The organism is Lysinibacillus antri, from assembly GCF_003977595.1.
Taxonomy (GTDB): Bacteria; Bacillota; Bacilli; order Bacillales_A; family Planococcaceae; genus Ureibacillus; species Ureibacillus antri.
Map to the genome: position 1 here is coordinate 47,649 of NZ_RYYR01000011.1, position 12,683 is coordinate 60,331.

Below are 12,683 nucleotides of genomic sequence, written 5' to 3' on the forward strand. Positions count from 1 at the left end.
TGGTTTCGTCTAATAATCTAATTCTGTTTTATCAAAAATGACCGTTTCACTTATTTCGGTTAGTCGATCTTTTAAGTGATAGTAACTAATGTTGCCATTGATTAATTCTACAAAAAATTCGATTTCTGCTTGAGTATAAATGGGCCATGTTGCAATGGCTAGTAATCCTTGTGGAGGAGGAACTTCTTTTAAACAATCCAAAATCTTTGAATCATTGAAGTTTAAGTAAAAGTATCGACCATCTCGAAACTTTGCTAAAATACTATATCTTTTCTTCATGTATCCTCCTATATTTTCGATAGATTTTTTTATTATCCACTACTAATAAAAGTATATTTCTTCTATTTTATTAACAGTACAATGTTAATTCAACAAAAATTTTAAAGTTTTCAAAAGTTAATGAAGTTTATGTGAAATCAACCAAATTTAGTCATAAAAAAGGAGAACGTCCAAAAAGGCATTTTTGGACGTTCTCCTTTGCGACGAGGATTGTGACAATTTATTGTTACTACCGCAGGAGCAAAGCTTTTTAGCGATATTTTATCATTAGAAGCGTAGATGTCCAGAAAGTATAGTACTTTCTGGACATCCCCAACTTTAGTCTTAAATTCTATTTTGCTACATCCACAATGCGGTTTTCTGTAGCTGGTTTAATCTCTTTCATTGTTTTAAGATATTCTTCAAGGTTCTCCCAGTCTGATAATCCTAAATCGGTTACGCGACCTTCACTATAAGCTTTTGCAAACATATCATAGCCATCTCCACCTTTTGCAGTGAAGGCATTTGTAGCAATTGTATACGTTTTATTATCTTCAATTTGCACTTCTTTTCCAGATGCATCTGTATACGAAATACTTACTACTCGTGACTTAGCAGGTTTTGAAGAGTCAAATTGAACTTTTGTACCAGTTGAAACGTGTAGGAAGCCCCCACTTTCTTCTGGGTATTTTTCTACAGATGTTTCAAATGCAGCTTTTAATTCCGCCCCAGTCACGTCCATTAATGCTAAAGTATTTCCAAATGGTAAAACCGTAATGACTTCCCCAACTGTAATAGGACCTTCTCCGATACTAGCACGGATTCCGCCACCATTTTGAATTGCCATAATGACTTCATTTTTTGTATAGTTTTTCGCTTTTGCTAGCATCCCATCTGTAATTAAGTTTCCTAGTGGCGTTTCATTTTTACGTACACTTGCCCCTGTTGTATTGCCTTCATCGGATACGCGAGGATTTTCTAAAACCGATGTAGCCGTTACACCGATTTCTTTGTTTTGAACAGATTGTACTTTTTCTTTATAAGGCTTTAATAGTTCCAGTGCTCCTGGATCATCGGCATACTCACCTAGTTTAATTAGTTCACCAGCATATTCAACGACTACTCCCTCTTCATCGAATACGACATCTAAAGTACCTAAATAATCGCTATATTGATACGCCTGTACGATTAGTGTTGCATCCTTCTCTTCGCCTTTTGCATTTTTATCAATCACAACTGGTTCTTCAAGCATTGTGTGCGTATGGCCACCGACAATTAAGTCAATACCTTCCACCGCTTTTGCCAATTCAACATCGTTATCAACTGCAGCAGTATCATCATAGCCAATATGAGTAAGTGCAATAATTTTATTTACACCTAACTCTTCAAATGCTTTTACTGCTTTATTTGCTTCATCAATATAATTTTCAAATTTCACACTTCCTGGTGAAGAAATATCCACTGTTTCAGCAGTTGTTAAACCAAAGATTCCAACTTTTTCTCCATCGATTTCTTTGACGATACCGCTATAGATTTTTCCTTTTTCTGGCTCACTTGAAACTAAATCATTGAATAATCCAGTAAATTTCGCATCGTCAGAAAAAACAACATTGGATGAGGCAAATGAAAACTCAGCTGCTTTAATAAAGTCTGCTAATGCTTGGTGTCCTTCTTGACTTGAACCTAAATCGAATTCATGATTTCCAAATGTCATCACATCATAGCCCATATAATTCATAAGCTTTAGATCTGCTTCACCATGAAACTCATTAAAATACAGTGTGCCACTAAATACATCACCAGCATCTAGTAATAATGAATTGGGATTTTTGGCGCGCTGTTCTTTGATTGCCGTCGCTCGTTTTGGCGCATTTTCTACACGCGCATGGGTATCATTACTATGGAGAATGGATAATTCAAATGTATTGTCATTTGCTTCTTTTGGTGGTTCAGTAGGTTGTGGTGTTGGTGTTGTCATCGCTTGTAGAGCACGAACTAAAAATGCGGCTGCTTGCCCACGTGTTACACCTTGACCTGTTGAAAATGTCTTTTCAGAAGTTCCTGATGTAATCCCATTATCTAGTAATGCTTTTACGTATGGAGCATAGTCAGCAGGTACGTCTGTAAATGGTAGTGCATCGGTATTTTTCGGTTGTAGCTGAAGGGAAAGTGCCATTAATTTCGCCACTTCTCCACGTGTAATATTGTCATTAATTTTAAAAGTCTGATCCTTCCCTTCAAGGAGTCCTGCTTGCGATAATGCAGCAATTGAAGCGTAATAAGGATGAGATTTTGGTACGTCTGTAAATGTAAGATCTTTACTATTCGTTAAATCTAGTTTTAATGCCTTTGCAATAATGATGGCTGCTTGTCCACGAGTAAGAGATTGATTTGGTTTGTATGTGCCGTCTGGGAAACCTGAAATAATCCCTTGGCTAGCTAATAGCGAGATAGCATCAAATTGAGGATGTGTAGAAGGAACATCTTTAAAAGTAGTCGTTTGTGCTCCTACTGGGGCGATTGCGAATGCAGATGCTGCGACAGTAGCGGCGATTGTAGCACCTAACATTTTATTTCGGTTTTGTAATTTTTTCATTAATTAAACCCTCCGAATCTACTATTTTAGAAAATTGCGATAAATGAAACCTATGTAGAATTTTACTAGAATTAATTGTAAAACACTAATAGTTTGCTGTTAAGTTTATGTAATTATTGTAAATTAAACCTTTTGAACTATATGTTGTACTAGCTTCGTATTGTTACCCTCACCTTCTTTTAAGAATATTTCTTTCCTTATAACGTTTTATACATAGAAAAAAGCAAGTTGAACGAGTCAACTTGCTTTTATGCTCTACACTTTTCTTATGCTTCTTGAGCTTTGTTACGTAATACCATTTGTAGGATACCACCGTGACGGTAGTAGTCTACTTCTACTTCTGAGTCGAAACGTGCAAGAGCTTTGAACTCTTTCACTGTTCCATCTTCAGCTTTCGCAGTTACAGTTAAGATATCACGTGGTTTTACATCATCAGTGATGTTCACAGAGATTTCTTCTTTACCTGTTAAGCCTAAAGACTCAGCAGAATCACCTGGTAAGTATTGAAGTGGTAATACACCCATCATTACAAGGTTAGAACGGTGGATACGCTCATAGCTTTGTGCAATAACTGTTTTGATACCTAATAAGAATGTACCTTTAGCAGCCCAGTCACGAGAAGATCCCATACCGTAGTCGTTACCAGCTAATACTACTAAACCAGTTCCGTTTTCTTGGTATTTCATACATGCATCGTAAATGTATTCAACTTCACCTGTTGGCCAGTAAGTAGTGAATCCACCTTCTGTACCAGGAGCTACTTGGTTACGGATACGGATGTTTGCAAATGTACCACGCATCATTACTTCATGGTTACCACGACGAGAACCATAAGAGTTGAAGTCACGGATTGCAACACCGTTTTCTTGTAAATATTTACCTGCAGGCGTATCTTTACCGATCGCACCAGCTGGAGAAATATGGTCAGTTGTGATTGAGTCACCAAACTTCGCGATTACACGTAATCCGTCAAGACCTTGGATTGGTGCTGGCTCTTTAGAAAGACCAGTGAAGAATGGTGGGTTTTGAATGTAAGTTGATTTTTCATCAAATGTGTATAGAGACTCAGTTGATGTTTCAATTTCATTCCATTTTTCGTTCGCAGTAAATACTGTTTCATATTCTTTTTGGAATAATTCACGAGTTACTACGCGGTTTAATACTTCGTTAACTTCTTCAGTTGAAGGCCAGATATCAGCGAAGAATACATCGTTGCCATCTTTGTCTTTACCTAAAGAATCGTTTTGTAGGTCGATATCTACAGTACCAGCTAAAGCATAAGCAACTACTAATGGTGGTGAAGCTAAGTAGTTAGCTTTTACAAGTGGGTGTACACGACCTTCGAAGTTACGGTTACCAGAAAGAACTGAAGTTACGAATAGGTCTTTTTCTTTGATCGCGTCTTCGATTTCTGGAAGTAATGGACCTGAGTTACCGATACATGTTGTACAACCATAACCTACAGTGTTGAATCCGATTTCGTCAAGGTAAGTTTGTAAACCTGAATCTTCTAAGTAACCAGTTACAACTTTAGAACCTGGTGCTAAAGAAGTTTTTACCCATTTCGCAGGTTTGATTCCTTTTTCTACCGCTTTTTTCGCTACTAAACCAGCAGCTAAAAGAACGTATGGGTTAGAAGTGTTTGTACAAGATGTAATAGCTGCGATTGCTACTGCACCTGCAGGAATTTCTACATCACCTTCTGCAAATTTAGCAGTTGAAGTTTTTGTGAATTCCTCTTCTGTTAAACCGAAACCTTGTACGCCCATTGGAGCAGTAACTACTTCGTGGTAACGAGTTTTCATGTTTGAAAGTGGAATTAAATCTTGTGGACGTTTTGGACCAGAAAGGTTTGGTTCAATGTCGTCTAATTTAATTTCTAAAACGTCTGTGTAAACAGGCTCTAATGATGGATCAAAGAACATGCTGTTTGCTTTTAAGTAGTTTTCTACTACAGCGATATGCTCTTCGTCACGACCTGTTAAACGCATGTAGTTTAATGATTCTTCATCGATTGCGAAGAAACCACATGTAGCACCATATTCAGGAGCCATGTTAGAGATTGTCGCACGGTCAGCTAAAGGTAATTTAGATACACCAGGACCGAAGAACTCAACAAATTTGTTTACTACGCCACGAGCACGTAATACTTGAGTTACTTTTAATGCTAAGTCAGTTGCAGTAGCTCCGTTTGGAAGGTCACCAGTTAATTTAACACCGATAACTTCTGGAATTGGGAAGTAAGAAGGTTGACCAAGCATACCTGCTTCAGCTTCAATACCACCAACACCCCATCCAAGAACACCGATACCGTTGATCATTGTTGTATGAGAGTCAGTACCTACTACTGAGTCTGGGAATGTTTCAAAAGTGCCATCAGCGTTTTCGTTAACGTGAACTACTGGCGCTAAATATTCTAAGTTTACTTGGTGAACGATACCTGTTGCTGGAGGTACAGCACGGAAGTTATCGTATGCAGTTTGAGCCCATTTTAAGAAGTTGTAACGTTCTGCGTTACGTTCGAACTCAAGATCCATGTTCGCTTGTAATGCAGAAGCATTACCGTATTTGTCAACTTGTACTGAGTGGTCAATTACAAGGTCAACTGGAATCGCTGGGTTGATTTTATTTGGATCTCCACCTAATTCTTTCATAGCTGAACGTAAAGAAGCTAAGTCAACTACTACAGGAACCCCAGTGAAGTCTTGTAATACTACGCGAGATGGTTTGAATGGTACTTCTGCTTCTGGATTCGCATCAGCACCCCATTTTGCTAATTCGTTTACGTGTTCATCTTTAATTACATATCCATCATATTGACGTAATACAGATTCTAATAATACTTTAATTGAGTATGGTAGGCGTGATACGTTTGCTACGCCAGCTTCTTCGATTGCAGATAAACGGTAATAGTTGTACGTTTTACCATTAACTTCGAATGAAGAACGGCTGTTGTGTAAATTACTTGCCATTTTTGTAATCCCCCTAATTAAAATTCGAAAAAGATCAGTTAGCTCTTTTCTCCAATACACATCATACCCTAAAAATATACATAAGTAAATTACATTAATATTATCTTTTGTGATAAGTTATTTTTATAACCAAGTATTTAACTATGCAATTAATATAGCATACAGTGTACAGTCCGAACGTTATTTTAAACCTTAATTATTACAATGTCTAGCGAATAACCTCTTTCTAAAAAAGTTATATACGACAAAAATAAAAGCACATCAAATTTATGATGTGCAAATTCGTAGTTATTAGACTTGTAAATATTCACTCTTTAAAATTCGAAATTTAGCTACTTTCGAACTTAAGATGACTTCAATATCACCGTCTGCTGTTTTTGTTTCAATAAATGGGTCAATTAATAAACTTTTTGCATCAAGTACCACTAAATCTGGATTATCTTGTTCGATAAAAGTTTCTCCGATCATTTCGTTACTATCTGAAAAAAACTTCACTAAATATTGTGCCATAAAAAAACCCCCTTTGTTGAAAAGTTCTACAAAAAACGTGCCATTACCTTTTATTATATAGTAATGAATACCGGTTATATTACTAATTCACTTACCACGTTATCTTTTTCATCAACCACTTGGATTGTGAATTTCTCAGTATCGTCTAAATTAGATAAATCGATATACCAAATGGAATAACCCTCTACTTTATATAAATCAATGACGTCTTTTGATAATGTAGTTAGTTCAATTAATTGTGCTTCTTTGTCATTTACAAGCACTTTCATTTTTCCTTTAGGTTTAATCAATCCATATAAAATTTTACGATCTGAATGGGCACTTTTGATTGTATTATCATCGAGTGATTTCGGTAGTTCGGCATAAACACCATCCCCCGCGCTCCACCCTTTTAAATTTTTCGTAACCATTCCAGTTCCAAAGTAGTTCCCGTTTGATAAAAAGAAATAGCGATGTTCTTTATCAGATTTTGGCCCCTCAATCCATTCATAGTCTGCATCCTTTGGTAAAGCTTTTTCAGGTGAATCCTTGCCGTCACCGGTAAAATGAACAAAATATGCATTAAATAAATAGCCAATGACAATAACGAGGACTGCAAATAATAAAATCCGTGTAAATCGACTTCGCATAAAAACCACCCCGTTCCCTTACGATTGTTTCATCCAATTTGCAATAAGTAATGAAACAACACCCTTTAGTTCAGGCGCTTTTTGTGAAAACTTTAACGTGAAATAAAGAGTTTTCATAAAATTAAGCGTATTTGTTCGAGCTACAAAATAGTGAGGTGTATAACCGACTTCCATTAAATAAAATTGTAATTTATCAAAGACTTGCTCTACCCATTCGATTAATATTTCTACTGGATAATCTTTTTCAATTAATTTCATAATGATTGCTGCTAAACGCTCATCTTCATCATTTGTATAAACAGACCCTTTCCAAAAGCTGTCTTTTACACCTTGTAATAGCGTTGGAGCAAGACGAATTTCAAAAGCAGGGTGCGATATAATGGCTGTTGCTAAATCCGCTCCGTGAGTAATCGCCAGTGCCCACCCTTTTTCTGCTACAAAGCCGCGCACGTCCTTTTCTCGACTCATATAACGTGAACCACTCGTTAAGACGTCCAACGCTTGCTCTTTTGATAAAAACTGTAATTGACGATCAGCATGTAGTAGGCCTGTTAACCAAAGCGCAGAAAAGGATCTCGTAAACACATGATCGGATTCGTTTTCGTTAATAGATGAAAATAAAAAATCCGAATTAATTAATGTCGTCGTAATGGTCTTCATCTGAGTTTGTGTAAATTGTTGTTGTGACAATAACTCAATAAATAAACGATAGTTCAGTTTATCACGCAATTCATCTTCTGGTGTGCCAATATGTAACAACATGTTTTGAATTAACACGTCCCCATTTTGATTTAGGTAAAGTTGTCGTTCTTCTACATTCATATTTAAAATGTTTTCTAAAGTAGTTTTCAATGAAAATCCTCCTAAAAAAGCGAAACTCTTTTCATTGTAAACTTCTCAAAGTTGTTTTGCTACAAAAGGATATGAATTAAGAGGATTTTCCAATCGAAAAGACGTCAGTTGCTTCAAATAAATGTTTCACTTCAATTACTTGATCAGAAAAAGATTGGACAATGGATTTGTCGACCGCATTAAAATAATTTGTCAAAATAATACTAATGCATTCACACTTTTTCCTTTTTTTACACCGATTAAATTCTTCAATAAAATGTTTCGATAAAAAACTTGAACCATCCGTTAAAAATAATAGATCTGCCTTATTGAATTCGCTCGTAGTAATTACCTCTAAAGCATACTTTAAAGGCTTTTCGAAGTTCGTACCCCCACCTAAAAAACTGTTACAAAACAAAATAATTTGTTCTATAGTTGACTGTCCCTTTTTAAATAGATGGACTTCCCCAGTATCATTTGCAAAAGGGATGATGACCATATCCCTTTTTTGCTTTTTCGCGATCATTAATAATGCCATACAAAAGGCTTTACATTCATTTCTAATGGAACTCATTGAACTACTTTCATCCACACAAAAAACAATGGGTCCCTTCCCCTTATTCTTGTTTTTATAATCGTATTGCAACGCTTGACGTTCAGCTAATCTTTTTAAAAAATCTAACTTTGATGCAGGTAAAGAATATTTCGCCAACTCAGAGGGGATTAAATTTTGGATTTCATGACCAGGCACAATGTTTTTAATTGAAATGGAATGATCCACAAAGTTTTGTTTTATTTGTACAATGGGTTTTAGTTTTCCAGTGAGTTCGGCAATTTGTTTTAATGTTGAATGGGTTTGCAATTCTTTTGCAAGGAGTAGTTGATCTTTTATAGCAGGTTGTTTATTTTTACCGTCCATTTTACTTACTTGAACAATGGACTTTTTTAGATCAATGGCGGCATCTTTACTATAATTAAGGTATCTTGAAATTTCTTTCGTAAGCAATTGTTTCATAACATTTTGTTTGATCTTGGAGTGATTCAACGGATTGGAGGTTTTCACATTTGGCGGAAAAGAATTTTGAAAGTACGAAATGATACGCTGTACAAAAAATTCCGTTGTTAACAGGGATAACAACTCATCTAATTGCGTTAGCTTTTTCCAATTGTTATATTCATTTGTTAAAAGCATTCTTTCAATAAATTGATAATGAAAATTCATATTGAAAGAATTATTTAATTCAAATGTAGGTCTATAAAAACTAGACCAAATATCTCCGACTAAATTCGTAAATCCATTAAAGAACTTCTCCCCTTCTTCACAAAGGGAGCGAAGCGTTTTCGCATAAGAAAGTAATTCATTAAATTGAGTCATTTTTTCAATCGAAACATCTATTATAGAAATTGTATATTTTCCTAGTATATATTCACTTTGCTTATAGATCCGAACCATCCCCCTAAATCTTTAATTTCTCGATTTAGTTAAAAGCCAATTACTTGTTTCGTCATGTCAAGAAGTCGTTTGTGCATGTTATTTTTTAGCTCAATTAATTCTTGACGGTTAGGCATTTTAATCGTTAATTCTTGAACTTCTAAATATAAGGATTTTCCCTGCAACAATAAATCTCCTACCGATTCCTTTGCAGCAATGGAGTTTTCCATCATGGAATGTTCAATATCCATGATCAGCGTTTCAAACTTCGGGCTAATGCGTTCAATAAACGTATCGACTGAATCATCAACAATTTCATAAATGATTTTTGTAATTTGGTCGCGTTCTTCTACTTTTTCCCACAATACATTCGTTAAGAGAACTAAATCATCGCGTTTCACTTTCATTCTTCCGTTTAAATAAGCTTTTGCACGCAATAATGAAAGGGATTGCTTAAATCGACGGTCTGATGGGCGAATACCTATATTAATTAATTCTTTTCGAATCGTTGCTAAACTCGAAAAAATTGCATCTGGAATGTGAACGAGTTCCACCTGTTTTTGATACAAATATAGTTCATCTAACGTAATCGTTGGAACCTGTTGTGAAGAGTCATCCTTTAACATAGCAAGAAAGGTTTCTTGTTCACGAATATATTGAACGTCATAGCGTAGTAAAAAACGATCGTACAACGCTTCGAGACCTTCACCTTCTTCAATGTATTCATTTGAGGACGCAATTAATGTCTTTAATGGTGAAATAATTGGCTGACCATTGTTGTAGTAAATTCGTTCATTAATTAATGTAAGTAATGCGTTTAAGATTGCAGAATTGGCCTTGAAAATCTCATCTATAAATGCAAAATCAGCTTCAGGTAGCATTCCGTTCGTATTGCGTTGATAAATCCCTTGCTCTAATTCTTTTAACGAGAGCGGTCCAAAGACTTCATCGGGCGTACTAAAGCGAGTTAATAAATGTTGGAAAAAATGACTGCCTTCTACAATTTTCCCAATCATACTCGATAATGCACTTTTCCCTGTTCCAGACGGGCCAATAAATAAAATATGTTGACGTGATAACAAAGCAATGATTAATGCCTCTATCTCATCGTGTCGATCGTAAAACATCGCGTTTAACGACTTTACAATTTGCCTCAGTCTTTCTTGATCCATACCGGGTAATCTCCTTTTTCATTCATTATAGTAATTATGTGCAACAAAAACCCATTTTAGTATAAATCAGTCTATATTTTCACCAATTTTTGGTGTTTTTTCTAATCTATGCGATTAAGATTCGCCTTTTTTAGTGAGAATAGAGGTATTGATTGTTTGAAAGAGGAGGCACCTACATGGCGATTAGTGGAATATTTTCAAAGTTATTTTCAAATGTGAAAACAATACAAAAAACGATACAATTTTCAAAATCAGGAAATTTCATTCAACTAAAACCGAAACTTTATAAAGAATCCGTTCGTTTTGAAAAAAATATGGTCCTTGCTGGCGATAAACATGAGGAAACGATCATTGAAGGATTACTAATTATCCCAAAGAATGTAACAGTTGCTCTGCACGATTTAACCATTTCTCCAACAACTCAAATGTATGTTGAGGGCGATGTCGTATTACAAAATTGCCGATTTATTGGCGGAAGATCTGATGTACTAATAACAGTAGATAACGGCAAACTGAATGCAAGTAATTGTGAATTTGAAAAAGCAAAAGACATGGGCGTATCTTTAATTAATAATAGTAAAGCGATTTTCGAACAATGTACGTTTAAAAAGAATGGAAAGGCTCATATTTTTTCCGAATCCTCACAAGTGTGTATTGAAAAAAGTGAATTGTTTGAGGCAAAGCATGGTTTTCTTTTAAAAAATCAATCCCTATTACAATCAAGAAATGTCCACCTTCATCATCAGACAAGTACACAAGTGGTTGTGGACCATTCAAAATATTATGATCATGAAAGCGTCATTGAAAACGGAAATGGAATGGGCGTACACATCATCCAGAAGAGTGAAGCATCGTTACAAGCCACTACAATTCGAGAAAATACTGAAGCGCAAATTTCAGGTGTTGCTAGCTATTTAATTGTAAGAAATTGCAATATTGAAAACGGAAAAGATGTTGGCATATCCATTCAAGGACAATGTGAAGGCCAAATATCGAATAGTAATATTATAAATCATAAAAACAGTAGCGTGGAAGTATTGAAACAATCTCGCTTAAACATTGTAAAAAGCTCGATTGGGGATGGGGAAAGTCATGGGGTTAAAATTAGTCAGGAATCCATTGTAAATCTTTATGAGGTTGACATACAAAATCATCGCGCCTCTCAAGTTTGGCTTATTGAAAAAGCCATTTGCTCCATGAAAAAATGTGTCATTAAAAAAGGGTATCATGTTGGATTGTGCGTTGAGCATAGTAGTAGTTGTACCATCGTTGAAAGTGACATCACCCAAAACCAAAATTCGGCCATCACCGTTTTTAAATCGGAATTCACGATTTTCAGATCACTCGTATCCCATAATGTAGGAAACGGAATATTAGCCATGTCTAATTCTACGGTTGATGTTGATACATGTAGATTTTATAATAATGAAATGCCACATATTGCATGTAAGTCGGATGTCAAACTCTTTATTGTGCAATGTGAATTGTTTAATGGGAAAAGTTTATTTATCGTAAATGATTGTGAAATAACGGCCATTGACAGTCAATTTTACGATAGTCATAACGTACAAATAGAAGTATGTGATAAATCGACAGCGCGATTTGAAAATTGCCAAGTGTATAATGGGCATTCGTATGGCATGAAAATTTTACGGAATTCAAGTTGTTACTTAATTGATTGTCAACTATTTCGTAATGAATTGTCTCAACTCGTCGTAAATGATAGTTCCTTAATCATCAAAAATAGTGAAATCTTTGATGGGAAACGTCATGCCTTATATGTTCAAAATCACAGTGAAGTATTTATTCAAGATTGTTTTATTTCAAAACACGTTCAACATCAAATATGGGTGGATTATGAGTCAACCTTAGATATCAAAGGTGTACAACTGACAGAAGGCGCCCTTTCCGATCTTTACGCCCAAAATCGATCAAACGTATATGTCTCGGATAGTATTATTCGAAACAATAAATCACGCTATAATGTACAAGCAGTCAACTTTTCGAACATCGAAATCACGAATACAGTCATTGAAAATAAATGCGGTGATGTGTACTATAGTGAAAATAATAGCTTCATCAAACAATTAGACTGTTAATATTCATCATTAAACTCCCCCTCCTCTTTTTTATGGTGGGGGGTTTGTACATAACAATGGATTTTTTGAAAACAACACTGCTTAAAGTCTCACTTTAATGCGGTAATGGATAAATGCTCTAAATGTAGCAATATGAGTGTTCGAAAAGGATTTTCTATGAGAGAATGACACGTTGACATATTAG

The 12,683-nt window shown here is 35.4% G+C and carries 9 protein-coding genes; 1 reads left to right on the plus strand and 8 read right to left on the minus strand.

The features are described from left to right. Positions 1-9: 9 nt before the first annotated feature. The 8 genes from EK386_RS09935 to EK386_RS09970 form a co-directional block, all read right to left on the minus strand. Positions 10-279, minus strand: coding sequence for a hypothetical protein (locus EK386_RS09935; RefSeq protein WP_126659009.1), 270 nt, complete (start codon positions 277-279; stop codon positions 10-12). A 331-nt stretch (positions 280-610) separates the two neighbouring features. Next, positions 611-2,854: a 5'-nucleotidase C-terminal domain-containing protein gene (locus EK386_RS09940; RefSeq protein ID WP_126659010.1), complete on the minus strand. Its 2,244-nt coding sequence runs from the start codon at positions 2,852-2,854 to the stop codon at positions 611-613. Between the two features lie 266 nt (positions 2,855-3,120). Beyond that, positions 3,121-5,826, minus strand: a complete 2,706-nt coding sequence (gene acnA, locus EK386_RS09945; RefSeq protein WP_126659011.1) for an aconitate hydratase AcnA — start codon at positions 5,824-5,826, stop codon at positions 3,121-3,123. Between the two features lie 291 nt (positions 5,827-6,117). Further along, on the minus strand, positions 6,118-6,336 hold the full coding sequence (locus tag EK386_RS09950; protein ID WP_126659012.1) for a hypothetical protein: 219 nt from the start codon (positions 6,334-6,336) through the stop codon (positions 6,118-6,120). Between the two features lie 74 nt (positions 6,337-6,410). Next, entirely contained in the window at positions 6,411-6,965 is a 555-nt protein-coding gene (locus EK386_RS09955) for a hypothetical protein (RefSeq protein ID WP_126659013.1), read from the minus strand. 18 nt (positions 6,966-6,983) lie between these two features. Continuing rightward, positions 6,984-7,817, minus strand: a complete 834-nt coding sequence (locus EK386_RS09960) for a DUF2785 domain-containing protein (protein ID WP_126659014.1) — start codon at positions 7,815-7,817, stop codon at positions 6,984-6,986. Positions 7,818-7,893: 76 nt separating this feature from the next. After that, the gene (locus EK386_RS09965; RefSeq protein ID WP_126659015.1) at positions 7,894-9,249 is read right to left on the minus strand and encodes a VWA domain-containing protein; all 1,356 of its coding nucleotides are present in this window, start codon (positions 9,247-9,249) and stop codon (positions 7,894-7,896) included. 29 nt (positions 9,250-9,278) lie between these two features. Next, the gene (locus EK386_RS09970) at positions 9,279-10,400 is read right to left on the minus strand and encodes an AAA family ATPase (RefSeq protein WP_126659016.1); all 1,122 of its coding nucleotides are present in this window, start codon (positions 10,398-10,400) and stop codon (positions 9,279-9,281) included. 176 nt (positions 10,401-10,576) lie between these two features. Between EK386_RS09970 and EK386_RS09975 the strand changes: the two genes are divergently transcribed. Next, positions 10,577-12,499 (plus strand): right-handed parallel beta-helix repeat-containing protein, encoded by a 1,923-nt coding sequence (locus EK386_RS09975; RefSeq protein ID WP_126659017.1) that lies wholly within the window; start codon positions 10,577-10,579, stop codon positions 12,497-12,499. Positions 12,500-12,683 lie beyond the last annotated feature (184 nt).